20 protein-coding genes, 1 pseudogene and 1 riboswitch are annotated in these 25,045 nt (G+C 66.8%); of the genes and pseudogenes, 8 read left to right on the top strand and 13 right to left on the bottom strand.

What is annotated here, in order from left to right; translation table 11 throughout:
• Positions 1-52: 52 nt before the first annotated feature.
• From AABA51_RS03810 to AABA51_RS03795, 4 genes are all read left to right on the top strand, one after another.
• Complete coding sequence (locus AABA51_RS03810; RefSeq protein WP_338274564.1) at positions 53-1,864, top strand: glycosyltransferase family 2 protein; 1,812 nt, start codon at positions 53-55, stop codon at positions 1,862-1,864.
• A gap of 117 nt (positions 1,865-1,981) precedes the next feature.
• The gene (locus AABA51_RS03805; protein ID WP_338274562.1) at positions 1,982-3,445 is read left to right on the top strand and encodes a hypothetical protein; all 1,464 of its coding nucleotides are present in this window, start codon (positions 1,982-1,984) and stop codon (positions 3,443-3,445) included.
• Positions 3,442-4,221 (top strand): hypothetical protein, encoded by a 780-nt coding sequence (locus AABA51_RS03800; protein ID WP_338274560.1) that lies wholly within the window; start codon positions 3,442-3,444, stop codon positions 4,219-4,221. Before AABA51_RS03805 ends, AABA51_RS03800 begins: the two co-directional genes overlap by 4 nt.
• Positions 4,218-6,509 (top strand): sulfatase-like hydrolase/transferase, encoded by a 2,292-nt coding sequence (locus AABA51_RS03795; protein WP_338274559.1) that lies wholly within the window; start codon positions 4,218-4,220, stop codon positions 6,507-6,509. The genes AABA51_RS03800 and AABA51_RS03795 overlap by 4 nt, the downstream gene beginning before the upstream one ends.
• A 58-nt stretch (positions 6,510-6,567) precedes the next feature.
• On the opposite strand, the gene AABA51_RS03790 is transcribed toward AABA51_RS03795, so the two are convergent.
• The 4 genes and pseudogenes from AABA51_RS03790 to uraD all read right to left on the bottom strand — a co-directional run.
• Positions 6,568-7,221, bottom strand: a complete 654-nt coding sequence (locus tag AABA51_RS03790; protein ID WP_338274556.1) for a hypothetical protein — start codon at positions 7,219-7,221, stop codon at positions 6,568-6,570.
• Between the two features lie 401 nt (positions 7,222-7,622).
• Positions 7,623-9,038 (bottom strand): uracil-xanthine permease family protein, encoded by a 1,416-nt coding sequence (locus tag AABA51_RS03785; RefSeq protein ID WP_338274554.1) that lies wholly within the window; start codon positions 9,036-9,038, stop codon positions 7,623-7,625.
• 104 nt (positions 9,039-9,142) lie between these two features.
• Positions 9,143-9,982 carry a bifunctional allantoicase/(S)-ureidoglycine aminohydrolase gene (locus AABA51_RS03780; protein ID WP_338274552.1) on the bottom strand — a complete coding sequence of 280 codons (840 nt, stop codon included), beginning with the start codon at positions 9,980-9,982 and terminating at the stop codon, positions 9,143-9,145.
• Positions 9,979-10,485, bottom strand: a pseudogene (gene uraD / locus AABA51_RS03775) (2-oxo-4-hydroxy-4-carboxy-5-ureidoimidazoline decarboxylase); the annotation flags it as partial. The pseudogene uraD and the gene AABA51_RS03780, both read right to left, overlap by 4 nt.
• A gap of 179 nt (positions 10,486-10,664) precedes the next feature.
• Between uraD and uraH the strand changes: the two are divergent.
• Positions 10,665-11,012, top strand: a complete 348-nt coding sequence (uraH, locus tag AABA51_RS03770; RefSeq protein ID WP_338274550.1) for a hydroxyisourate hydrolase — start codon at positions 10,665-10,667, stop codon at positions 11,010-11,012.
• On the opposite strand, the gene AABA51_RS03765 is transcribed toward uraH, so the two are convergent.
• The gene (locus AABA51_RS03765) at positions 11,009-11,920 is read right to left on the bottom strand and encodes a LysR family transcriptional regulator (protein ID WP_338274548.1); all 912 of its coding nucleotides are present in this window, start codon (positions 11,918-11,920) and stop codon (positions 11,009-11,011) included. The two genes, uraH and AABA51_RS03765, sit on opposite strands and share 4 nt — an antisense overlap.
• 112 nt (positions 11,921-12,032) lie before the next feature.
• Here AABA51_RS03765 and AABA51_RS03760 point away from each other — a divergent pair, with 112 nt between their 5' ends.
• The gene (locus tag AABA51_RS03760; protein ID WP_338274546.1) at positions 12,033-13,295 is read left to right on the top strand and encodes a urate hydroxylase PuuD; all 1,263 of its coding nucleotides are present in this window, start codon (positions 12,033-12,035) and stop codon (positions 13,293-13,295) included.
• A gap of 66 nt (positions 13,296-13,361) precedes the next feature.
• Here AABA51_RS03760 and AABA51_RS03755 read toward each other — a convergent pair whose 3' ends face one another.
• The 4 genes from AABA51_RS03755 to AABA51_RS03740 form a co-directional block, all read right to left on the bottom strand.
• The gene (locus AABA51_RS03755; protein ID WP_338274545.1) at positions 13,362-15,338 is read right to left on the bottom strand and encodes a TRAP transporter permease; all 1,977 of its coding nucleotides are present in this window, start codon (positions 15,336-15,338) and stop codon (positions 13,362-13,364) included.
• Positions 15,338-15,811, bottom strand: a complete 474-nt coding sequence (locus AABA51_RS03750; RefSeq protein ID WP_338274543.1) for a DUF1850 domain-containing protein — start codon at positions 15,809-15,811, stop codon at positions 15,338-15,340. Before AABA51_RS03750 ends, AABA51_RS03755 begins: the two co-directional genes overlap by 1 nt.
• Positions 15,808-16,770, bottom strand: coding sequence for a TAXI family TRAP transporter solute-binding subunit (locus tag AABA51_RS03745; RefSeq protein ID WP_338274541.1), 963 nt, complete (start codon positions 16,768-16,770; stop codon positions 15,808-15,810). Before AABA51_RS03745 ends, AABA51_RS03750 begins: the two co-directional genes overlap by 4 nt.
• 116 nt (positions 16,771-16,886) lie before the next feature.
• Positions 16,887-17,819, bottom strand: a complete 933-nt coding sequence (locus tag AABA51_RS03740; RefSeq protein ID WP_338274539.1) for a LysR substrate-binding domain-containing protein — start codon at positions 17,817-17,819, stop codon at positions 16,887-16,889.
• A gap of 92 nt (positions 17,820-17,911) precedes the next feature.
• Between AABA51_RS03740 and AABA51_RS03735 the strand changes: the two genes are divergently transcribed.
• Together AABA51_RS03735 and AABA51_RS03730 are read left to right on the top strand one after the other, a co-directional pair.
• Complete coding sequence (locus AABA51_RS03735; RefSeq protein WP_338274537.1) at positions 17,912-19,513, top strand: GMC family oxidoreductase; 1,602 nt, start codon at positions 17,912-17,914, stop codon at positions 19,511-19,513.
• 77 nt (positions 19,514-19,590) lie between these two features.
• A riboswitch (cobalamin riboswitch) is annotated at positions 19,591-19,785 on the top strand.
• Positions 19,786-19,892: 107 nt separating this feature from the next.
• A complete protein-coding gene (locus tag AABA51_RS03730) occupies positions 19,893-20,204 on the top strand; it encodes a hypothetical protein (protein ID WP_338274535.1) in 312 nt (103 codons plus the stop codon).
• Here the strand turns inward: AABA51_RS03730 and AABA51_RS03725 are convergent.
• The 4 genes from AABA51_RS03725 to AABA51_RS03710 all read right to left on the bottom strand — a co-directional run bounded on the left by AABA51_RS03725 (position 20,201) and on the right by AABA51_RS03710 (position 24,903).
• Positions 20,201-21,520, bottom strand: a complete 1,320-nt coding sequence (locus tag AABA51_RS03725; RefSeq protein ID WP_338274533.1) for an ABC1 kinase family protein — start codon at positions 21,518-21,520, stop codon at positions 20,201-20,203. The two genes, AABA51_RS03730 and AABA51_RS03725, sit on opposite strands and share 4 nt — an antisense overlap.
• 52 nt (positions 21,521-21,572) lie before the next feature.
• A complete protein-coding gene (locus AABA51_RS03720) occupies positions 21,573-22,634 on the bottom strand; it encodes a GGDEF domain-containing protein (RefSeq protein ID WP_338274531.1) in 1,062 nt (353 codons plus the stop codon).
• Positions 22,631-23,251 (bottom strand): heme NO-binding domain-containing protein, encoded by a 621-nt coding sequence (locus AABA51_RS03715; RefSeq protein WP_338274529.1) that lies wholly within the window; start codon positions 23,249-23,251, stop codon positions 22,631-22,633. Before AABA51_RS03715 ends, AABA51_RS03720 begins: the two co-directional genes overlap by 4 nt.
• Positions 23,252-23,334: 83 nt before the next feature.
• Positions 23,335-24,903 carry a trimethylamine methyltransferase family protein gene (locus AABA51_RS03710; protein ID WP_416915344.1) on the bottom strand — a complete coding sequence of 523 codons (1,569 nt, stop codon included), beginning with the start codon at positions 24,901-24,903 and terminating at the stop codon, positions 23,335-23,337.
• Positions 24,904-25,045 lie beyond the last annotated feature (142 nt).

Genomic DNA, 25,045 nt, shown 5'->3' with positions numbered 1-25,045 from the left:
TGGTAGAATCACCGAAAGTCGAAGACGCCGGGGCACCGGGCGCAGGGGCACGATGCAGCATCTCAAACCCAGCTCGAAACACGGGACCGTCATGGCCGTGTCGATGATGAAGGACGAGGCCCCGTTCCTCCTGGAATGGTTCGCCCATCATCTGGCCGTGGGGTTCACCGATATCCTTGTCTACACCAATGATTGTTCCGACGGCACGGACGAGATGCTGATCCGGCTGGAGGAGCTGGGGCTGGGATATCACCGGGCCAACGTGATCCCCGAGGGGGTCAAGCCGCAGCCTTCGGCGCTGAACCATGCGCAAAACGAGCCCCTGGTGGGGGCCGCCGACTGGGTGCTGGTCTTTGACGCGGACGAATTCCTGAGCGTCAATCACCCCTCGGGCAACCTGGAGGGGATGCTGGATGACACGGTGGCGCGCGGCGGCACGGGCGTTGTCATCACCTGGCGCATCTTCGGCTCGGGCGGCGTGGTGGATTGGTCGCGCGCGCCCGTGACCGAGCAATACACCCGCGCGGCCCCGCCGCTCTGGAACAAGGGCTGGGGGGTCAAGACGCTGTTCCGGTTCGATCCCGAATACTGGAAGCTCGGCATCCACCGGCCCACGATCAAGAACAAGCACCTGGAGGACGGGTTTCCCGACCAGGTGAAATGGCTGAACGGATCAGGCCTGCCGATGGAGGATTATTTCAAGTTCCGCGGCTGGCGGTCGATCCGGCGCACCATCGGCTACAACTGGGCGCAGATGAACCATTACGCCGTCAAATCCGTCGACAGCTACGCGGTGCGCAAGTTTCGCGGCAACGTGAACAACAAGAAGGACAAGTACAACGCCGATTACTGGTCGCTGCAGGACCGCAACGAGGTGGAGGATCGCGCCATTCTGCGCCATGCGCCCGAGCGCGCGCGGATCATGGCCGAATTGCTGAAAGACCCGGTGCTGAACCGGCTGCATCACGCGGCCCTCGACAGGGTGGAGGCGCGGCTGGAGGAATATCGCAAGACGCCCGCCTACGAGGAGCTGCGCGCAAGCCTGATCGCGGCGTCGCAGGTGCCGATCACCGATGTGGAGGCGAAACCGCCCAAGGCGCGCGACCCCGCCAAGATCGCCGCCCTGATGAGCGAGGTGGAAAAGAAATCGAGCGCGCGCCCCAAGGAGGAGCGGCGGACCGAAACCGTGGCGGGATGGGCCGTGGAAGGGGGCGATCCCTATATGCCCGCGCCCATCGACCTGAGCCAGGATATCCCCACCGACTGGATCCCCAACCACGAGATCGCGCTGCCGGCCGATGCCCGCGTCTTTCGGCCCGAGGCGCTGACGGCGATCGTGGCGGGACGGTTCGAGCGGCGGCATGCGCGCAACATCGCGGGGTATCTGGAGGGTTGCGCGCGGGTGCTCGAGATCGGGACCGGCGTGGGGTTCTTGCCGATCCGGCTGGTGCGGATCGCGCAAAACGTGACCGTGATGGCGCAGGACATGCGGAGCGAATTGGTCGCGCTGGGCCAGGAGATCGCGCGGCGGGCGGGCGTGGAGAATTCCGCCCGGCTGAAATGGAGCGACGGGCCGTTGCGGCTGGCGGCAGATCGCGGCGCAGAGGCGGGCGGGCTGGCCGCCTATCTGCGCGATTTCCGGCCCGTGGCGTTGCGTCTGAACCGTCCCGCCGATGTTCCGCCCGAGGTTCTGGCGGCGCAGGATCCGGGCACGGTGCGGCGGGTTCTTTTTCCCTTCGTCACGGAGGAGGAGGCGGCAGGACTGCGCGCGGGATATGGTCCGGTTCTGGAGGCCATGGGCTTTGCCGAGACCCCGGATCGGGCGGGGGGCGGCAGCTTGCAATTCGACAGGTCGGGCGCGTGACGGGGGGCGCGGTACGCGTGGGGGTGGTTGTGCGTGGTTGGGTGGTGCGCCTGAAGGCGCACCCTACGGATAGGGTTCGGGACGCGTTGGCGGCGCGCAACGGGAAGGGAGGCCGAGGTGACGGGCAAGGATGAAACCGACCCGGAGCTGATCGCGGGACATGGGGTCGTGGTGCGCGCGGCCAATGGCGACGTGATCCGCTACGATCCCTCGGGGCTCGTGATGCGGCTGTCCGATACGGTGATCGCCGATATCGCGCTGCGCTTGGGGGCTGGGGCGGGCGCAGGGATGGTGCGCCTGAAGGCGCACCCTACGGAGGGGGTTGGAGAGGCGGCGGAGGGGCCTGAGGAGCGGTCGGAGGAGGAACTGCTCGAGGGCATCGACGCCTGGGCTGTCCGCCGGGAGGGCGATTGGCTGCGCTTTACCGCGCGAATGGCGGGGGCGCAGGGGGTGCGGGGGTTCCGCCGCCATGTCACCGGCGGCGCGGTTCTGGGCGACGGGCCGGGGGCGGTTCTGGGGATCCTCGGCCTTGGGGGGCCGCGCGCGGCGCTGGCCAATCCCCGCGCGTCGGATTTTCCGCATCACATCGTGGCGCCCGAAGACGATATCGGCGCGGTCGGCATGGCGGGGATCGAAGCGGCCCCCGAAACCGACCGGCTGGAGCCCCTGCGCGAGGTGACACATGAGGCATTGGTGGGCGAAACCATCCTGCATTGGCAGATCGAGAAATTCGCCCCCCTGCCCCTGATCGTGGCACGGGTGGAAACCGACGCCTCGGCCAGTGCAGCCGATCTGGCGCGGGGTCAGGCGGTGGCCAACCTGATCCGCGCGGCGGGCAACCTGCGGGCGGCGGCCCTGCGCATGGGCAAGCGGGCAAAGATCCTCGCGATCTGCCTCGATTACGCGCTGGAGGATCTGGGCGGCGATACCATCGCCTATCGCGACGGGATGCTCGCCGTCATGCGCCGGATCGAGGGGGAATTGGGGCGGCTGGGCTTTGACAGGCCGCTCTTTGTCGCGCGGTTCGAGGCGGGGCTCGACCCCGAAACGGCGGCGGCGGTGTTGCAGGGCCAGTGGGAATTGGCGTGGAACCATGGCGATCATCGGCTGATTTTCTCCAGCCCCAGCTATGCCTTTGCCCGCGATGCCTATGACCGCCCGACCGACGCGGCCCGGCTGCGCATGGCCGAGATGACGGCGGCGGCGATCTCGATGGGCGAAGGATGGCGCTGCCCGACCCTGTTTCTGGCCGAATGGGAACCGGGGGGTGCGCCGCTGATCCGGGTCACGGCGCAGGCCGAGGGGCCCCTGGTGCTGGAGGGCGGCGGGGCGGCGGGGTTTGCCGTGCTTGGCGGGGGTGTGACGGTCGAGGCGGTGACGCTTGCGCCCGACGATCCGCAGGCCCTGCTCGTGCGGGTGAGCGGCAAGGAACAAGGCCTGCAGCTGGCCTATGGCGCGGGTGTGCCGGGCGGGGTGCGGGATGGTTGGCAGCTGGACAGCCGGAGCGGCGCGCCGCTCAACCGCTGGGCCTTGCCCGCGATCTTGCCGGTGCATGAGGGAAAAAGCGGGGGGGCGGCATGATCGCTTTGTCCGAAAACCTGCCGCCCGGTGTTCTGTGCGATGGGGGTGCGGATATCCTGTCGGAGGCGTTGGATGGGTCCGGTGCGCTCTGGTGGGACGGGGCGCGGGTCGTCACGGACAAGGCCGGGGCGGTGACGGACTGGGCCGACCGGATCCGTGGTGCGCGCGCGCGCCCGACCGCGCCCAATACCGGCAATGGGCTGAGCGGGGCGGCGGGCGATCTGGCGGGTCTGCAGTGCCGCGAGGGGCTACATTGCGGGATGGTGGCCGAGGATGTGGCCCCGGATGCCGCCACCGCCAGTTTCGCCGCGCGCTACCTGCCGGGTTGGGGGGAGGAGGCGAAAACGATCCTCACCTTCAACACGGGCGGCGGGACGAAGAAATCGGCGGTCGAGAATTACCTTTACCTGTCCGAGGCCGAGGGGCGGGTGACGGTCAAGGATGACAAGGGCCTGGTCGAGATCACCCTGCCCGCGCCCGAACCGGAGGCGACGCGGCTGGTGCTTGTCTCGCTGATGCGGGACAGGCTGGCGGTGGCGGTTCTGGGCGGACCGGAGGCGGAAGCACGGGCCAGGGCGCAGGTCCTGTCGGGGGCGGGCAACCTGTTTTTCGGCTGCCGCAACCAGCGCCCCGGCCTGACCAAGACGCTGGGCGCGGCCTTGATCGCGGATGTCTGGTTCTGGCCGGGGCGCGCGCTGCTGCAGGCGGAGGGGGCGGAGGAGCGCGCGGCGCTGGTGGCGCTGAGGCGCTTTCACCTCTGGGCGGAGGTCCTATGAGCTTTGCCCGCGAGACCATCGCCGGTGGCAATATCGTGGTGATCTGGGTCGATGACCTGATCGATGTCTACACCTGGCGCGACGCCTTTGGCCTGAGGATCGAGACGCCGAACCTCGACCGTTTCATGGCGCGGGCGGCGCGCTTCACCAATGCCTATGCGACCGTACCGCTCTGCGCGCCCTGCCGGGCCGAGGTGGCGACAGGCATCAGCCCGTTCCGGTCGGGGTTGGTCGACCTCAACCGGTTCTGGCGCGATATCTACCGGCCCGAGAAAGCCTGGGCCTATGACCTGCGGCGGGCGGGGTTTCACACCTTCACCACCGGCAAGGTCGACAGCAATTACCAGCCCATGCCGGAGGAGTACCGCCGCATCCTGTTCCACGAGGAGCCGGAGGCCACCGACGGCGGCAAGCGCGCAAGGGTGAAGACCTATCTCGACCGCGGTCCCGGCATCAAAGGGGTGAACCACCCCGATGACGACGGATCGCAGGATGACACGTTCTACGATTTCCACGTCGCGCAGAATGCCATCGATTTCCTGCAGCGCGCCGATCCGGGGCGGCGGCACCTGATCCAGCTGGGCTTCAAGCATCCGCATTACAACCTGATCACGCCCGACAGGTTCTATGCGCAATATGACCCGGCCAAGATCCGCTGGCCCTCGATCGCGCATGCCGATGATTACCACGGGCCCCAGCCCGGTTTCGCGGTCTACGAGGCGGCCTATATCGCCAATGGCCAATGGACCCCGGAAAAGGCGGGCGACGAGGCATGGCGGCAGGTGGTGCGCGCCTATTTCGCGGCCATTTCCCACATGGATCACGAATTGGGCCGGTTTCTGCAGGCGCTGGAGGCCTCCCCCCTCGGGGGGAACACGACGGTCGTGTTCTTTTCGGACAACGGCTTCAACCTCGGGACGCATGACAGTTTCCACAAGATGAGCCAGTGGGACAGTGCGGCCCATATCCCGCTGGGCATCCACCATCCTGCGATGGAGGAAGGGCGCGAAATCACCCTGCCCGTGAGCCTGCACAACATCGCACACACGATCATGGATCTGGCCGGTCTGCCGCCGCGCCCCGATTGGACATCGGGTCAATCGCTCTTGCCGCTGATCGATGCGAGTTTCGGGGAATATGACCGGCAATGGTCGCCCGTCACCTGCGTGTTCGGCACGTTGTCGGTCCGCCCCTCGGTCGAGGGGATGACGCAATACCGCTACTTCCGCTACCCCAATGGCGAAGAGCATGTCTATGACCTGATCGCCGATCCGGGCGAGACGGAGAATATCGCGGCCTCTGCCCCGCTGGCGGATTTGCGCGCCGAACTGGTCAAGGGGGCGCTGAACCTCGGCCTCGACCTGCGAGGGATGGAAAACCCCGCCGATGGGGTCAACGCGATGATGGCGGTCGATGGATCGGTGATCCTGGCGGGGGGGCGCGGGAACAACGATTACTGGGCCTATGGGGCGGATGCGGAAAAGATCGTCGAGGAGAAGGACGGCGGCACCGATACCTTGTGGTACATGGCGGGCCCCGACGATTACGTGCTGCACTGCCCGCCCCATGTGGAAAAGATCCGCATCGCCACGGTGGTCAGCCGATCGGAGGCCGATGGCCAGACCGGCAAGGTGATCCGCATCGTCGCCCATCCCGACAGCCCGATCGAATTCGAAACCTCGGAACGGGTGGAGATCGACCTGAAAGGGTCGGATGGCGATGACGTGATGATCGGACCCAAGCACGGGGCGGCCACGTTTTTCGGGGGCAAGGGCAACGACCTGATGATCGCGCGGGCGAAACAGGCGAACCGGCGGCATGCGTTCTACGGCGAGGCGGGGAATGACACGCTGCACGGGGGCCCGGGGCGCGACACGCTCGACGGCGGCACGGGCGACGATGTGATCTACGGCTATACGGGCCGGAACCACATCTACGGCGGCCATGGCAATGACGTGATCGAGGATGGGGAGGGGGCATCGACCATCGATCCGGGGCCGGGGCGGAACCTGGTCCGGTTGGCCGAGGGCGAGCACGAGGTGGTCGTGGGCACGGGCGTCACACGGATCGAGGCAGGCGCCGGGGCGAAACGCTACCGCATCCGCTGGGGCGGCGTCTGCGTGATCGAGGGCTGGGATGCGGGTGCCGTCTATGACCTGTCGGGCTGGCCGGGGGTGCCGGAGGTGCAGGAGATGGGCGGCGGTGTCTGGCGGCTGCGGCTGGGGCTGGGGATCGTGGAGGTCAGGGGCGTGGCCGAGGGGGTGAACCTGGGGGCGCAGGTGCGGTGAGGGGGGGGCGGTGGCCTGCCAGTCCGAGAGACCGGGACCTTTGAGCGCACAAGATTTTCTAGGGTTTTTGAGGGTTCTTGCAGGTCACCTGTTCGATCTTGTCGAGCCAATTGGCAGCGGTCTCGCTCCGCCATGCGACGACCGCGCGAATGCGATCATATTCTTCCCGGATATTGCGGCGGAAAATAGGTTCATGATGCGCGATGCGGTTCCGTAGATCCCGTATCGCCTCCAACATCTGGTATGCGTCCCTGCGCAGGTCCTGAACGGATTTGGCGGCATCGGTATGGGGCAGAACCGTTCGTAAGTGCTTGTTCCAGATCGTGTCATCATGGCGGCGCGTGAACATCCGCTCCCAGAAGACGAACTTCAATTCGGCGATCACCTTGCCTGTCGTGGGTTCGTTGCGATGTTGGATAAGGTTTTGTCGCGGGCTGTAGGCCCGGGAGGGATTGGGCAAAGCGATCTCGAAGCTGCGTTCGTATGGCCAGTTTGGTCCGTAGGTCAGCTCGATGGCTTCGGCGATTGCGTTGCGCACACTGACCTCGCCCATTTGCAAGGGCGCGAGGAAGGCAGACGAAACCTCCATATTCCACTGATACAATTCGAGGGCCCTGACCTTGTCCCCCTGCGTTTCGGCAAGATAGGTCGCAAATCTCGGCGCGGAAAAAACAGTCGGCAGCGCGTGCAACTCGTCCTGAGTGAAGGGCATTGAGCCGCCGTTAATCAAAAACCGTCAAACACGCCCCAAGCGTTCCCGAAAGTCGGCGCCAAATCAACCAAAGATGAAACAGGCATCGACCGTTTGTTGACTATTCAGGGTGTTTTGATACCTTGGCCGTGCAAGGCGTGTGGGGTCGCGGGCTTCGGCCACCCCCACCGTCGACCGACCACGCAAAAAGTCCGCCCTTGGCGGACTTTTTCGTTGATGGGCCAGAGTTGGGTATCACACACACCGTTTAGACCAAGACGCGGATCAAGAACCGCGCCAGTGCTTGCCCCCCCGAAAGCACTGCAAACGCACCAAGCCCCCGCCTCCCCCAGAGGTGAAAAGGGCCGCACCCAAAAGGATGCGGCCCTGTCCTTGTCAGCGGCTTTGCCGTCGCGAGCCGGTCACTCCCCCGGCATCGAGCCGCGGCCGTTGCCGGCCATGCCGCCCGAAACCTCCTCGGTCGCTTCGGCGGCGAGTTCGGTGGGCAGGACGAGGTTCAGAACGATGGCGATCAGCGCTGCGGGCAGGATGCCCGAGGTCGCCAGAACCTTGACCGTATCGGGCAGGTATTGCAGCGCCTGGGGCTCCAGCTGCAGGCCAAGGCCCAAGGACAGCGCGATGGCGAAGATCACCATGTTGCGGCGGTTCCAATCCACGTCCGACAGCATCGAGATGCCCGCCGCGACCACCATGCCGAACATGACGATCACGCCGCCGCCCAGAACCTCGATGGGCACGGTGGAGATCACCGCGCCGACCTTGGGCACGAGGCCGCAGAGGATCAGGAAGATCGCGCCGATGGTCACGACATGGCGGCTCATCACGCCGGTCATGGCGATCAGGCCCACGTTCTGGCTGAAGGAGGTGTTGGGAAGCGCGCCGAAAAGACCCGACACGGCGGTGCCCAGACCGTCGGCATAGGTTGCGCCCTGGATCTCCTTGTCGGTCGCCTCGCGGCCCGCGCCGCCCTTGGTGATGCCCGAGACATCGCCCACGGTTTCGACCGCGCTGACAAAGGACATGGCGCAAAAGCCCACGATCGCGGCGACCGAGAATTCAAGGCCGAAGTGGAACGGATTGGGCAAAGCCACGGGGGCGGCGCGGCCCACGGCGGCGAAGCTCACCATGCCCATGGACCAGGCGACCGCATAGCCCGCGAGCAGCCCCAGAAGAACGGCCGAGACCGACAGCATGCCGCGCGCGAAGAATTTGAGCGCCAGCGTGACGAGGATGACGGTTCCCGCCACGGCCCAGTTCTGCAGGCTGCCGTATTCCGGCGTCCCGATGGCGGGCACGCCACCTGCCGCGTACTGGATGCCGACCTTGACCAGCGCGAGGCCGATCATCATCACGACAAGCCCGGTCACGAGCGGCGGCAGCGCAAAGCGCAGACGGCCGATGAACATGCCCAGACAGGCATGGAAGAGGCCGCCCACAAGGATGCCGCCCATCAGCACGGCGATGGCATCCACCCCCTGCCCCGCCACCAGCGGCACCATGATCGGGATGAAGGCGAAGGACGTGCCCTGCACGATGGGCAGGCGCGCACCGACCGGACCGAAGCCGATGGTCTGGAACAGGGTGGCGATGCCGGCAAAGAACATCGACATCTGGATCATGTAGATCATCTGGGGAAAATCGGGGCTGTTCGAGCCGAAGCCGAAGCCCGCAGCCCCGCAGACGATGATCGCGGGCGTGACGTTCGAGACGAACATCGCCAGCACATGCTGGATGCCGAGCGGCACCGCCTTGACCAGCGGCGGGGTATAGGTTGGATCGCGGAGTTGCTCCGGCGTTCCGAGGGTTGCGTCTGCCATCATTTGTCCTCCCTGACAGGTTCCGCCGCCGCGTCTTGCGGTGGGGAAAGCGGCGGCCCCGGCTCCTCCTTCCGGGGCACGGCCGCGATGGCGGGCAAGCCCGCCTAGAGCATGCCGCCCGGCAGGGCCGGGTGGCGGTTCACGTCCTTGTAAAGCAGGTAGCGAAAGCGCCCCGGCCCACCCGCGTAGCAGGCTTGCGGGCAAAAGGCGCGCAGCCACATGAAATCGCCCGCCTCGACCTCGACCCAGTCGCGGTTGAGCCGGTAGACGGCCTTGCCCTCGAGCACGTAGAGCCCGTGTTCCATCACATGCGTTTCGGCAAAGGGGATGGAGGCGCCGGGTTCGAAGGTCACGATGTTTACATGCATGTCGTGGCGCAGATCGGCGGGATCGACAAAGCGGGTGGTGGCCCAGCGCCCCTCGGTGCCGGGCATCGGCGTGGGGGCGACGGCATCGTCGCTGGTGAAAAACGCCTCGGGGTGGTCGAGCCCCTCGACCGGCTCGTAGCGCTTGCGCACCCAATGGAGCGTGGCGGGCCGGTCGCCTTGGTTGCGGATGGTCCAGCCGCTGCCTGCGGGCAGATAGGCATAGCCGCCGGTCGCAAGATCATGATCCCTGCCGCCCAGCGTGACGGTGACGCTGCCGCCCACGACAAACAGCACGCCCTGCACGCCCGCATCGGGTTCGGGACGGTCCGAGCCGCCGCCCGGTCCGATCTCGAGGATCGATTGGGCGAAGGTTTCGGCGAAACCGCTCAAGGGGCGCGCCAGCACCCAGGCGCGTGTCGCATCCCAAAAGGGCAGCGCGCTGGTGACGATGTCGCGCATGACCCCCTTGGGGATGACGGCATAGGCCTCGGTAAAGACGGCGCGGTCGGTCATCAGCTGGGTCTGGGGCGGGTGGCCGCCAAGGGCGGTGTAATAGCTGCGGTCGGGATTGCTCATGGCATCAGGACATCCGTTAGGCGGTGGTGCGCGATGCGTTCCACCTGGTGGCAGGCTTCCGCGAATTCGCTGTCGCGGTCATGGGTGAGGCGGCGCTCGAAGGTTTCGAGGATCGCTGCCTTGTCATGATCGCGCACCGCGAGGATGAAGGGAAATCCGAACCGCGCGACATAGCGCGCGTTCAGGTCGGAAAAGCGCGCGCGCTCGGCGTCGGTCAGGGCATCGAGACCTGCGCCTGCCTGTTCGGCCGTCGATTCCGGGGTCAGGCGGCGCGCGGCGGCCAGCTTGCCCGCGAGATCGGGATGGGCGGTCAGGACCTGCAGCCGCGCCGCGTCATCGGCGTGGCGGAACACATGGGCCAGCTCCGCGTGGAGCCCCGGCGCGCTGTCCTGATCGGGGCCGATCCCCGCGTCGAAGGCTTGTTCCGCGATCCAGGGCGAATGCTCGTAGATGCCGCCGAAACGCTGCACGAATTCCGCGCGGCCCATCCGGGACGGGCGCGGGGGTGCTGCTTGCATTTCGGGGCGATTGCGTGTCACGTCATCCTCCTGAGATTGATCTTCAGGTTAGACCGGGATGAAAGATCACGGTTTCAAGAATTTCTTGAAAGTGTTTCGCCCAAGGATGCTGTTTGCCGCCCGCATCGAACGGGCCAGAACCGGATGAACCGCAGGAGGACACGATGCCGGGCTACCTGACCACACATGTTCTGGACACCGCGCGCGGGCTGCCCGCCCAAGGCGTCACCATCACGCTCGACCGGGTGGAGGCAGATGGCACGCGCATCCGTCTGGCCGAGACGCGGACCAATTCGGACGGCCGCACCGATGCGCCGATCCTGCCCAAGGACGGCTTTGCCACCGGGGATTACGAACTGGTGTTTCACGCGGGCGATTACCTGCGGGCCCATGGCGCGCCGGATACGTTCCTCGACCTCGTGCCCTTGCGGTTTCGCATGGCGGAGGAGGCGCATTACCACGTGCCGCTGCTGCTCTCGCCCTTCGGCTATTCGACCTATCGCGGGAGCTAACCCGGCGCGCGGAGCCGCGTCTTGATCCGGTCGACCATGTAGTCGATGAACAGGCGGTTCTTGGGGGCCTGGTTGCGTTTGTGCGGAAAGAGCACGGCCAGTTGCGCGCGCGGCGGCGGGGTCTTGCGGCAGACCGGCACCAAGCGCCCCGCGGAAAGGTGGTCGGCCACGTCGAAGACGGGCTTGTTCACGATCCCGCGCCCGTCGAGCGCCCATTGCGTCAGCACGTCGCCATCATCGCAACTGACCGGCCCCGCCACGGCAAAGGATTGCGGGCCGTCGCTGGTGTCGAGCGTCCAGCGAAACTCGGTCGAGCCGGGAAAGCGCAAAAGCAGGCAATCATGCGCATCGTTCACCAGATCGGCCCCGTGTTCGGGCGCGCCGCGCCTGGCGATGTAGTCGGGCGCGGCGCAGAGCACGCGGGCGCATTCGGCAATCACCCGGATGCGATGGGCGGAATCGGGCGGATTGCCGAGGATGAAGGCCACGTCCAACCCTTCGGTCGTCATGTCGATCTTGCGGTCCGACAGGCGCAGGCGGACGTAGATGTCGGGATAAAGCGCCTGGAACCCCGCGATTTCCGGGGCGATCAGGCGGCGACCGACGCCAAGGGGGGCCGCCACGAAAAGCGATCCGCGCGGCTTGCGGGTGACCTCGTGCACTGCGGCCTCGGCATCGTCGACGGCATCGAGGATCGCCACCGCCTTGTCATAGAAGATGCGCCCCTGTTCGGTCGGCTGGATCGAGCGGGTGGTGCGGGTGAAGAGCCGGACGCCCAGGTGCTTTTCCAGCTCGCCCACCCGGGCCGAAGCGACAGCCGCCGACACGCGCAGGTCGCGCGCGGCCGCCGACATGTTTTCCAGCTCGTAGACGCGCACGAACATGCGGATGTTGTTGATGTTGTTCATGGCGGCATTCTTTTGAAATTCTTGAAAGTGCTTGGCACAATCAGGAATTATCAGAAAGTAGCCCACCGCGATAGCCTGAGGGTCCATTCCCGTCGTGAAAGGACCTCTGCCGATGCTCGACCTTGCCATCCTGACAGACTGGATCGCCTTTGCGGTTCGCTGGCTGCATGTGATCACCGCCATGGCCTGGATCGGGTCGAGTTTCTATTTCATCGCGCTGGACCTGAGCCTGCGCAAGGCGCCGGGCCTCCCCCCCGGCGCGCATGGCGAGGAATGGCAGGTGCATGGCGGCGGCTTCTACCAGATCCGCAAGTTCCTGGTCGCGCCCGAGGCGATGCCCGAGCACCTGACCTGGTTCAAATGGGAAAGCTACACGACATGGCTGTCGGGGGCGGCACTTTTGGCGCTGGTCTATTGGGCCGGGGCGGAAATGGTGCTGATCGATTACGACAAGGTCGATCTGGCCGCCTGGCAGGCGGTGGCGATTTCCGCAGGCTCGCTGGGGATCGGCTGGCTGATCTACGACACCCTGTGCAAGAGCCCCTTGGGCAACCGCCCCACGACGCTGATGGTGCTCTTGTTCGGGGTTCTGGTGGCCATGGCCTGGGGCTACGACCAGGTCTTCACCGGGCGCGCGGCGCTGCTGCATCTGGGGGCCTTTACCGCCACGATCATGACGGCGAATGTCTTCCTGATCATCATGCCCAACCAGCGGATTGTCGTGGCCGACCTCAAGGCCGGGCGCGCGCCCGATCCCAAATACGGCAAGATCGCCAAGCTGCGCTCGACCCACAACAATTACCTGACGCTGCCGGTCGTGTTCCTGATGCTGTCGAACCATTACCCGATGGCTTTCGGGACACAAAACGCCTGGATCATCGCAAGCCTCGTCTTCCTGATGGGGGTTCTGATCCGGCATTGGTTCAACACCCGCCACGCGGGCACGGGCAATCCGCATTGGACATGGGGGGCGACGGCGGTGATTTTCGTGGCGATCATCTGGCTGTCCGCCCTGCCCGCCCCCCGCGCGGCAGAGGGTAGCGCCGCCATTCCCGACACCCTGGCCCCGATCGTGGAGAGCGCGGGGTTCGAGGAGGTGACGAATATCGTTCTGGGCCGCTGTTCCATGTGCCATGCGGCAGAGCCTGCCTGGCCCGGCCTGCACTGGGCCCCGCGCGGCGTGCATCTGGATGATGAGGCCGCCATCGCGCGGGCGGCGCGCGCGATCTACCTGCAAGCGGGCGTCAGCCACGCCATGCCGCCCGGCAATGTCAGCTTCATGCAGCCCGAGGAACGCGAGACCATCGCGCGCTGGTATCAAGGGCTGGAGGCAGGGAGCGCCCCCGGCCCCTTGGCACTCTTGTCAGGCCGTTAGGCGCGAACCTTTTGATGGCGCATGTTCGAGAAGCGCAAAACCGGTCCCCCTTTTGCGCAACATGCTTTAGGCCCGCGCAGCTGCCTCGCCCCGCGCGCCCCACCAGTTCGCCCCGAGAATGGCGAGGATCAGGGCCACGCCCGCCACCTCGACCATGATGTCGGGCCAGAAGATCGCGATGACACCGGGCACCAGGGCCACGCGCTGCCAGATGGGCATGGCGCGCCACAAGAACCCTTCGAGCGCGGCGGCAAAGGCCACGAGTGCAATCACGGCGATCACGCCGCTCCAGATCACGAGGGGCAAGGGACCGCCGAGGATGATTTCCTCGTTGAACACCATGAAGAGCGGGATAAGGTAGAGACCCTTGGCGTATTTCCACGCCTGAACGCTCGTCTCCATCGGTTTCGATCCGGCAATGGCCGCGCCCGCAAAGCCCGCAAGCGCCACGGGGGGCGTGACATTGCTGTCTTGCGAATACCAGAAGACGACCAGATGCGCGATCAGGATCGGGATGCCGAATTCCTCGGTCAGGGCGGGACCGACGAGGATGATCAGCACGATATAGGCCGCCGTCACGGGCAGCCCCATCCCGAGGATCAGGCTTGCGATGAGAACAAGGATCAGCGCCAGCACCAGGTTGCCGCCCGAAAACGCGATCATCATGGCCGAGAATTTCAGCCCCAGACCGGTCAGGCCCACGACGCCCACGATGATGCCCGCGACCGCGCAGGCCATGGAGACGGCGACCGCGTTGCGCGCGCCCAGCTCCAGCGCCTGAAGCGTGAGGTCCAGCCCACGCTTGCAGAGCGCGACGAACCCGCCCCAGCTCGGCTGGCTGGAGAAAAAGGTCCAGAGCGCCTTGGCCGACGCGGCGGCCACGACCGAGACGATGGCGTAAAAGCCCACTCGCATCGGCGAATATCCCGCGACGAGAAGCCATGTGAGGGCCACAAGCGGCAACAGGAAATGCCAGCCTTCGGCCAGAACCGAGCGGACGCTGGGCAATTCCTCGGCGCTCATGCCGGTCATGCCCTGTTTCACGGCGGCGATATGCACCAGAAGGTAGACCGCGCCGAAATAGAGAATGGCGGGAAAGATCGACACGAGAACGATGTCGACATAGGGCGTGCGGGTGAATTCGGACATGAGAAAGGCGCCCGCCCCCATCAGGGGCGGCATGATCTGCCCGCCGGTCGAGGCCGCAGCCTCGATCCCGCCGGCCTGCGCGGGGCGGTAGCCCAGTTTCTTCATCAGCGGGATGGTGAAGGCCCCGGTGGTGACCACGTTCGCGATGGCCGAGCCCGAGATGGAGCCCATGCCCGCGCTGGCGATCACGGCGGCCTTGGCCGGGCCGCCGCGCTGCCTTCCGGTGGCGGCATAGGCCAGATCGATGAAGAACTTGCCCGCGCCCGTCACTTCGAGGAACGCACCGAACAGGACGAAGACGAAGATGAAGGTTGCGGCCACACCCAGCGGGATGCCGTAGATCCCCTCGGCCCCGAGCGTCATCTGGCTTGCCACGCGGTCAAGCCCGTAGCCGCGATGGTTCAGGATGCCGGGCATCCAATCGGCGAGGAAGGGCAATTCTCCCCGGCTGCCCGCGAAGGCATAGGCGATGAAGAACGCGCCGATGATCGTCATGCCGAAGCCCACGGCGCGCCGCGCCCCCTCGAGCACCACGATCATGGTCAGAACGCCCATCCACACGTCGATGTCGCGCGGAAAGATCTGGTTGGCGATGATGTCGATGTTGAGCGGCACCCATGCGCCGACCGCGACACCCGCCACGATCAGCGCCCCGTCGATGGCCCAGCCCAGCGCCCCGCGCGGGCGGTGGCGGCCAAAGACCGGGTAGATCAGGAAACACAGGACAAGGATGAAGCCCAGGTGGATGGGCCGTTGAAAGAACAGGCCAAGCGGCTGGAGACCCGCCGCGTAGAGCTGGAACAGCGACAGGGCGATGCCCACGACGGTGATGGCACGCAACGCGAACCGGGGTTGCGGGGCCTCAACGGGGCGGATTTCGGTGTCGCCGCTCATCACTCGTTCCCTTCTGTCAGGGCGATGCGCACCCGGTCGCGCGGGGCCAGCGCCGAAAGCGACACGATGGTGTCGCCCATCTCGATCCGGTGATCGACCGCGCCTGCGCCGGGGCGCAGGACATAGGCGTCACCCGGCACGGCTTCGTCGATGTCGAGGATCCAGTAACCGCCCTCCCCGTCCGAGACCTGACGGCCCCTACCGGGAATATGCCCGAGCCCCGCCGCGAAATCGGGCTGGCGCGAGCGCACCAGCACCATTCGCCCGGACCGGTTCTCGTAGCAATCCGTCACCGGAAAGCCCTGCACCGAATGGTTCCAGAGAATGCACCAGCCCACACCATCGGGCGCGGGCAGCCGCAGGATCTCGGCCCCGTCGCTGCGCGTGACCACCAGGTCCTGCGCAAGGGTCGGGCCCGAGACGAGAGCGGTCAGGAGGAGGGCTGAAAGCCCCCCTCCGATCCTCCTGCTCACGGGCGCAGCGCGTCCGGGATCATGGTGCCGATTTCCTCGTAGTAGCGGATCGCACCGGGGTGCAACGGAACCGGGGTCGCCGCGATGGTGAACTCGACCGTGGTCTCGTTCGCCGCCGGGTGCACGGCCTGCAGATCGGCGATGTTCTCGAACATGGCGCGGGTGATCGCATAGGCCAGATCGTCCGACATCTCTTCGGAGACGACCAGAACGTTCGGGATGCCCAGAACGGTGATGTCGGAGTCGACACCGGTGTAGGTGCCGCCGGCCAGCGTGGTCACCGCAAAGGTCGCATCGGCGGCACGGGCCGCTTCGAGCTGGGCATCGGTCAGTTCGAGGATGACGATGTTGTTGGTGGTCGACAGGTTCAGGATCGAGGAGGTGGGCGCGCCCACCGACCAGAAGCCCGCGTCGATGTCACCATTGGCCAGCGCGTCGGCGGTTTCGTTGAAGTTCAGGCGCTGTTCTTCGATATCGTCATAGCTGATGCCGTTGGCCGACAGGATGGCTGCGGCATTGACCTCGGTGCCCGAACCCGGCGCGCCGATCGACACGCGCTTGCCGCGCAGATCGTCGAGCGAGGTGATGCCCGAGCCGTCCAGCGTCACGATCTGGACCATGTTGGCATAGAGCGAGGCGAGGCCGCGCACCATGGGCAGCTGCTGGCCTTCGAACCGGCCGGTGCCGGCATAGGCCTGTGCAACCGTATCGGCCAGCGCGATGGCGAGATCGGCGTCGCCGGTGGCGATCAGGCCCATGTTCTCGACGGATGCGCCGGTGACCTCGGCGGTGGCCGAATAGCCCTCGACCTGTGCGTTGATGATCTCGGCCAGACCGCCGCCCATCGGGTAATAGACGCCGCCGGTGCCGCCGGTGGCGATGGACAGCTGTTCCTGTGCGAAGGCGGGGGTTGCGACGGCGACCAGTGCACCGGCTGCGAGAGCCTTGAAGAACGACATGATTTTACCTCCCTGAAAGGTTTGTTGTCCGGCCCTTCTAAAGGCTCGGACGCCATGCGCCAAGCCCTTGAGGGATCATGCAATCCTGACGGGATCGAGTAATTTCGCACTCGCCTTCAGATGGAGCCCCGCGTGGACGGAACGGGCCCGGACACGAGCGGGCCAAGGGCCGCCATCTCGGCCACGAGCCAATCGGCGAAAAGCCGCGCCTCGGGGCGGGGATCGGTGGTTTTGGGGACAAGGACGAAATGCGCCTGATCATGCGGCAGCGTCAGGCGGGGTTCGACGCTGATCCGCCCCTGCGCCAGAAAGGGCCGTGCCAGATCGCGGGCCATCAGCGCGACACCAAGACCTGCGGCGACCATTTCGAGCGCGGCATGGGAACTGTCGACCGCGACGGCGCGACCGACGGAGGTTTCGGGGATACCGTGAAGCCGCGCAAAGCCTTCCCAGAAACTGTCGCACCCGATGATGTGGATCGCCCCCTGCCCCAGCATCGGGGCCAGCACGGCGAGCGGGTCAGGCCCGAAATCGATCCCCGGCGGGGCGACGACGACCGACCCCGGTTCCGTCAGCGGGCGGACATCCTCGACCGGCCAGCGCCCATCGCCGTAGCGGATATCGACATCGACCCGATCCTCGGGCGCCGTGTCGGCCCATGTCGACGAGCACAGCCTGAGGGGAATGCCCGGATGCAGCGCGCGAAAGGCGGAAATGCGCGGCGCAAGGCAGAGCACCGCGAAACTGGGCGGGGCGCGCACCACCAGGGGGCGGCCCTGGGCGACACCGAAAAGCCCCGCCGTGGCGCTCGCCAGATCCTCGAAGGCGCGGCGGACAGCGGGCAGATAGGATTGGCCCAGTTCGGTCAGCGCCACGCCGCGCGGCAGGCGGTGGAACAAGGGATAGCCCAGCCGCGCCTCGAGGCTGCGGATCTGCTGGCTGACGGCGGCGGGCGTCAGGCCCAGTTCGGCGGCGGCCGCGGTGAAGCCGCCAAGACGCGCTGCGGCCTCGAAACTGCGCAGCCAGGCAGGGGGCGGGAGATGTCGCATGAATGACCCCATTCCATTTAGGCCTTTCCCCCGTTTTCCATTGTTTGTCCGATGGCATCAAGCCTGCGATTTTCCGCGCGTCGGAGGAGCGATTGGACATCTGGGATTACATCATAATCGGGGCGGGATCGGCCGGATCGGTGCTGGCCGAACGGTTGAGCGCGGATGGGCGCGCGCGCGTTCTGGTGGTCGAGGCCGGCGGCACGGACCGGCGGCCCGACATCCGCGTGCCGATCGGCTATGGCCTTACGTTTCATGGCAAATCCGTGAACTGGCGGATGCATTCGGAACCGGACCCGGAACTGAACGGCCGCCGCATGTATTGGCCGCGCGGCAAGGGTCTGGGCGGATCATCCTCGATCAATGCCATGGTCTATGCCCGTGGCCTGCCCGGTGATTACGAGGATTGGGCGAGTGCCGGAAACCCCGGCTGGGGCGCGGCGGACGTGGCGCAGGTCTACGCCCGCGTCGAACGGCGCATCCATGCGGATGGGACACGGACGGGCAACGGGCCGCTCTGGGTCAGCGACCGCTCGCCGGAATTCCACCCCTTGGGACGGCATTACATCGACGCGATCCGCGCCTTGGGATTGCCCGAGGGCGACACCGTCACCGGCGAGGGCGCAGGCCCCTATTGCACCACGACCCGCAAGGGATGGCGGCATTCGGCGGCCGATGCATTCCTGCGGCCTGCCATGAAACGGCCGAACCTGCGGGTCATCACCGGGGCCGAGGTTCTGGGCCTGATGCTGGAGGGGCGGCGCGCGACCGGCATCCGCTATCGGCGCGGGGGCCAGATCATGACGGCAGAATGCCGGGGCGAGGTGATCTTGTCGGCGGGTGCGGTGAAATCCCCGCAACTTCTGCAAGTGTCGGGCATCGGACCGGGCGATCTGTTGCAGCGGATGGGCCTGCCCGTGGTGCTGGACGCGCCGGGCGTGGGAGGCGCGCTGCAAGATCATCTTGCCGTCACCTATACCTATCGCTGCGAGGAACCGACGCTGAACCAGGTGATGGGCAGCCGAAAGGGTCAGGTGATGGCGGCGCTGCGCTATGCGCTGTTCCGCGACGGCCCCTTCAGCCTGAGCGTGAACCAGATGGGCGGGCTTGTGCGGTCGCGGCCCGATCTGGCGCAGGCCGACATGCAGCTTTACTTCAACCCCTTGTCCTATTCGACCGTCTACCGCGACAAGCGCCCGCTGTTGCGGCCCGATCCATGGCCGGGCTTCATCATCTCGTTCAATCCCTGCCGCCCGACCAGCCGGGGGCGGATCGACATAGCCAGCCCCGATCCGACGGCCCAGCCCGCGATCCGGCCCAATTCGCTGTCCACCGCGCGCGACCTGGACGACATGGTCGCGGGCGGGCGGCTCATCGCCCAGCTGATGGAGGCGGAACCGCTCCGCAAGCTGGCGGTGGCGGCGCATGGGTTCAGCCCTGTCGGGCAGCAAGATGACGCGATCCTTGCCGATGCGCGGGACCGCGCGGGCACGGTCTATCACCCCTGCGGCACCTGTCGCATGGCCCCGCAAGAGGCGGGCGGCGTGGTCGATCCGACCTTGCGCGTGCATGGGATGGACCGGCTGCGCGTGGTCGATGCCTCGATCTTTCCCAACATCACCTCGGCCAACACGAATGCGCCCGTGATCATGGCCGCGATGCGGGCGGCCGATCTGATCCTGTCGGGAGCCTGAGGCGCGAGGCCGGGACGGGTCTCGCCCGCGCCCCGCGCTTTGTCGCGGCGATATGGCTTGACCGGCGCGCGGCGGCGGCGTCTGATGGTGGTGATGGTGACCGGGGGCGATGCCTTCGGTCTGAAAAGGGAACGCGGTGAAAACCCGCGGCTGCCCCCGCAACTGTGAGCGGCGAGCGACCCCGATGAACCACTGGGCAAAAGACCGCCCGGGAAGGATCGGACGAGCCCAGACCCGCAAGCCAGGAGACCTGCCATCGCCCTTGAACCGAAACCCGGGCGGGGTGTCCGGACAGGAGTGATCGACATGCGAGCAGACCCGCGCCGCGCCCCCTCACGCCTGCCCTTTGCGGCACTCGCCCCCTTGCGCGGAGGGCGCAATGCTGACCGAAAAGACGCTGATCCAGCTCTTGAGCCACCAGGGACCGGAGGCCGCGCCTGAGCGGGCGCGCGAGCTGGGGCAATTGGGCTACATGCAATGGCTGGGCGGATTGCCCGGGGATGCCCCCTATCCGCAGACGGCGCTTGCGGCACTGCGGCTGGCCGAACCCTATGCCGGGGCATCGGGCGCGGTGGCGGAATTCTGCGCGCTGCTGGCCGCGTCGCTGACCTTGCCGCTGACACCGCTTGACCTGTCCCTGCCCCTACCCCGCAGGCGCGGCGGCGCGCGGACGCGGCGGCTGTCGCTTTAGGCGAAGGACCGCACAAGGGCCGCGACATCAACCGTCGCGCCCAGTCGCGTGGCGAGCAGATACAGACCCCCGATCTTGCGTTGCAGGAAAAGGGTTTCGGGCGGCGGCAGGTGCCACAATTCGCGCTCGCCGCCGATCTCCATCCCGCGTTTCCGTAGGCGGTCGGCGAAATCATTGCCCCGGAAATCGAAGGGCCCCGGCCCGCGCAACAGCGTGAAGCCCATCTCGGACATGTCGAGGATGGTCTGGCGATGCATGTCTGACAGGCCCGGCTTGATGAACCCGATCCCCTCGAGCGCGGCCAGAACGCCGGGTTGGTCATGGTCAAGGCCCGCGCGCAGAAGGGTGCGATAGGCCTCGGCCACGGGCGAGGAAATCTCGCGCGTGGCGCCGAAATCCAGAAGCACGATCTGACCCGTGTCGGGCCGCCAGCGGTAATTGGCGAAATTCGGGTCCGTCTGCATCAGGCGAAACTCGAACAATTCGCGCAGGCACAGCTCCAGTAGCGCGCTGACCGCCCGGTCGCGGATCGCGGGCGAGGCATGGGCCAGCGTTTCGATGGGTTCGGAGCGTTCAAAGCTCATGGCAAGCGCTGCCGGGCGGGTGCGGCTGTCGTCGAGCCGGGGCACGACGAAGCGCGCATCACCTGCCAGAAGCGCGCCGAAGCGCGCCAGCGCCGCGCCTTCGCGGGCGTAATCGGCTTCTTCGTGGAGTTGGACGCGCGCCTCGGCCATCAGGGGTTTGAGGTCGAGTTCGGCGGGCCAGAGACCGGACCAGCGGATCAGCGCCGCGACATTGTCGAGATCGCTGTCGATGGCCTCGCGGACGCCGGGATATTGCAGTTTCACGGCCAGCGTTTCGCCCTCGGGGGTCGTGGCGCGGTGAACCTGCCCGATGGAGGCGGCGGCAAGTGGCGTCGTGTCGAAACTGCGGAAAAGCTTGCGGAAATCTGGGCCGTAGGCGGTTTGTAGCACCTGCTTCAACTGCTGCGGCGGCATCACATGGGCCTGCGCGCGGAGCCGCGACAGGATCGCCTCCAGCTCGGGCGGCAAAAGATCGCCCGCCTCCATCGACAGAAGCTGGCCGAGTTTCATCGCCGCCCCGCGCATTTCGGACAGGCGGTCGGCCAGGCGGGTGATGTTGGCGGGCGTCATGACCAGATCGGCAAGGCGCGGGCGCTGACCCCGCAACAGCGCCTGCGCACCGCTGAGCGCCACGCCACCCGCAAGGCCGGTGGCCAGCCCGCCCATGCTGCGCGCGCGGGCGAACCGGCCTGCGGGCACGGGATGGGGGCGAAGATCGTTGGACCTGGTCATGGGGGCCTGCGCTGCGACGGATCAGGGCCAGATAGCGCCGCGGTGTCCCCGCTCAATCCCCCGGCGGATATGCCACGCCATCCGCCGCGCGGCGGGCAGCCGGGGCGACAGGCGGGACATGCGCCGCCCAGCGCCGGCGCCCGGCGCGTTTGGCGGCATAAAGCGCGGCATCGGCATCGGCCAGTAGGCGGGTCAGATCGGGCCGCTTGGGATAATCCACGCTGGCCGCGAACCCGATGGAGGCGGAGACCCGGCACAGATGATCCTGAAAGGGCAAGGGTTCCTCGATCGTGGCGATGAGGCGGGCTGCGACCTGTTCCATCTCGGCCCGCCCGGCGCAGTCTCGGAGCAGCACGAGGAATTCGTCGCCGCCGACACGACCCGCCAGATCGCGCTGCCGCAGCTGGTGGCGCAAGATCGCGCCCACGCGTTCCAGGACGGCATCGCCTGCGGCATGTCCGAAACTGTCATTGACCTGTTTGAACAAATCGAGGTCGAGATGCATGATTCCGAAATCCTGTGTCGGGTCGTCAAGGCAGCGGGCGATGGCGGCATCCATCGCGCGGCGGTTGGCCAGACCGGTCAGGGGATCGCTCAGGGCCTGCGCCTCGGCCTCGGCACGGGCGGCGTCGAGGCGTTGGGACAGGTGGCGCGACAGCGCCATCGTCGCGCTGTTGGCCTCGTGCAGGTAGAGCAGTTCGACAGTCTGGTCACAGGGCGAGAAATCGTTGAGCGTCAGGCCGAATTCCGAAACCGCGCGGGCAAAGGACAGGCCCAGCGAAATGTCGAGGATCAGGCCGGTTCCCGCAGGCAGCGTGGTCAGCGCCCCGCGCAGCGGCAGGTCGGGCGCATTGCGCAGGACAAGCCCGAGGCGTTGACCGGCCAGCGCCTCGAGCCCCGGCATCGTGGCGACCCGCGACGGTCGGCGCAATTCGATCAGCCGAAAGAGCGGCAGGCCCGCCAGCGGGCCGCGCCGCGCCATCTTGGTCAGGGTGGGGCCCGCCTGCACCACGCGCCCCTCGGGATCGGCCCAAAGATGCATCGGCATCAGCACGTCGAGCGCACCACCCGACAGGCCGATCACCCGGTCAAGGCTGGGCGGAAGGCCGATCATGCCCGCACCCGCCCCGGATCGAAGCGGCGCCCAGTCGAAAAGGCCGGGTCGAGCAACTGCACCTCGAGCCGTTCGACCGCCCCATCAAGCCCGTCGAGCCGCAAAAGCGCGAGCGCCCCGTAATCATCGGCCATGGCGCGCAGGCAACCCATCAGGATCGGCCCGATTCCCGGCAGCGACCAGCGGGCGTGGATCGTGAACGTCGCCGCATCGCGGCGTTCCAGCACGATCTGCGGCAGGTCCAGATCGGGCATCGCCAGCCGCCCGCGATCGCCCAATTCCTCGAGCGAATGGAGGAAATCGACGAAACCGGCACCGGAAAACCGCATCAGGCGGCGCAACGGTTCAAGGTGCGGATCGGTCACCAGCCAAGTCCCGATGTCCTCCAGCAGCACGTTGGGCGGCTTGTGCAGCACGTGGCAGGCGGCGTCGAAACAGGCCAGCGTCATCGCGTCAGGATAGTCGAGCATCGCTTCGAAATCGTCGAAGGGCAGGCCCGCCTGTCCCCGAACCTCGGCCCAGACGCCGGGTCCGTAGGTCGCAGTCAGAAACCCCTGAAGCGCGCGGTTCACCATGCCATGCATGCCATCCACCCGTTGCAGTCGCGGAGCCGTCACAGCGCCCGCCCCAAAGGGATAGGGGGCGGGACGTAAACGAAACCTTGCGCAATCAGGGCGTTTTCAGGGCATTTGCGGCAGCTTCAGAAATCGGTCGGCGCGCCCCCCTCGGCCTTGCGGCGGGCGACGAAGGCGGCCAGTTCCTCGTGGATGGCCGGGTCCATCGGCGGTGGCTCGAATTCGGCGAGGATCTTCTTGTAGAGCCCATGCGCACGTTCGGCGGTCCACAGGCCCCCCGCGCCCTGCCATGCCTCGTAATTGCGCCAATCCGACAGGAAAGGGCCGTAAAAGGCCTGTTGGTAGCGGTCCTGCGTGTGCTGGCAGCCAAAGAAATGGCCACCCGGCCCGACCTCGGCGATGGCGTCGAGCGCCAGATCGGCCTCGGTCGTGCCAAGGATCGAGGGCTCGAAATAGCGCTGGAATTGCTGCAAGACCTCGCAATCCATGACGAATTTCTCGGGCGAGGCGATCAGCCCGCCCTCCAGCCACCCTGCCGCGTGATAGACCATGTTGGTCCCCGATTGGACGGCAGCCCAGAGCGAATTCATCGTCTCCCACATCGCCTGCGCATCGGGGACATTGGCCGCGCAAACGCCAGACGAGCGCAAGGGCAGGCCGTAGAACCGCGCCATCTGGCCCGTCATCTGGGTCGCGCGGATATATTCGGGCGTGCCGAAGGCGGGCGCGCCCGATTTCATGTCGACATTGGAGGTGAAGGTGCCGATGGCCACGGGGCAACCCGGTGCGATCCACTGCAAGAGGGCGATGGCGGCCAAAGCCTCGGCCAGGCTCAGCATGACGGCGCCCGACAGCGTGACCGGGGCCATGGCGCCGGCCAGCGTGAAGGGGGTGACGACCACCGGTTGCCCGCGCCTGGCGAGCCGCATCGCGCCGTCAAGCATCGGCCAGTCGTGCTTCAACGGACTGACCGAATTGATGTTGGTGAACATGCGAGGGGCGGCATCGAATTCCGCATGGCTCAGGCCGCCCGCGATGCGGACCATCTCCATCACATCCTCGACCCGTTCGGGGCCGAGCGAATAGGCATGGACCGCCTTGTCGGTGAGGGTCAGCTTGTCGAACAGGCAATCGAGATGGCGCACGCCCGCATGCACATCGATGGGTTCGACCGGATAGCCGCCCGCGAAATGGATGCAGTTGAAATACTGCGTCAGCTTGATGAATTCGCGGTAGGTCGCCATGTCGCCCGGCCGCTTGCCGCGCTCCAGGTCCCAGGCATTGGGCGGGGAGGAGACATTGCCGAACAGCATGTGGCCCTCGCCCATGGTGATGGCGCGGTCGGGGTTGCGCGGCGTGATGGTGAAGGAGGGCGGCGCCTTGGCCACCATCTCCTCGACGAAGGCGCGGTCGAAGCGGACCATCTGCCCCTCGACCCGGCAGCCTGCAGCCCGGAGATGGCCCAAAGCCTCGTCGTTGAGGAATTCGATCCCGATCTCGGACAGGACGCGCATCGCGCCATCGTGGATGGCCTGCACCCCCTCGGGCGGGAGGGGTTCTGTCGGGCGGTCGGTGTTGACCGGCACGCGCCACGGCATCTGGTCGATGACATGGCCCCCCGCCCGGGCGGAATGGCCCGCGCGCCCGCCCCCACGGCGGCGTTTCGGGGCGGCTAGGTCGGTCATGTCACTCATCGGGCGGCCTTTCGCTGGCGGGCGGGCTGGTCTGGCCCGCGCCTGTCAGGGGGCAGGTTTGCCCATCGCCCGACCACCTGATTGCCCGGAACCGACGCGCGGAGGTCGCATTTCCGCGCCCCGACCTGCGCACCAGCAATGC

Source organism: Roseicyclus marinus, assembly GCF_036322625.1.
Taxonomy (GTDB): Bacteria; Pseudomonadota; Alphaproteobacteria; order Rhodobacterales; family Rhodobacteraceae; genus Roseicyclus; species Roseicyclus marinus_A.
The sequence above is the reverse complement of the archived record's forward strand: the minus strand, read 5'-3'. Positions and strand labels throughout refer to the sequence as shown.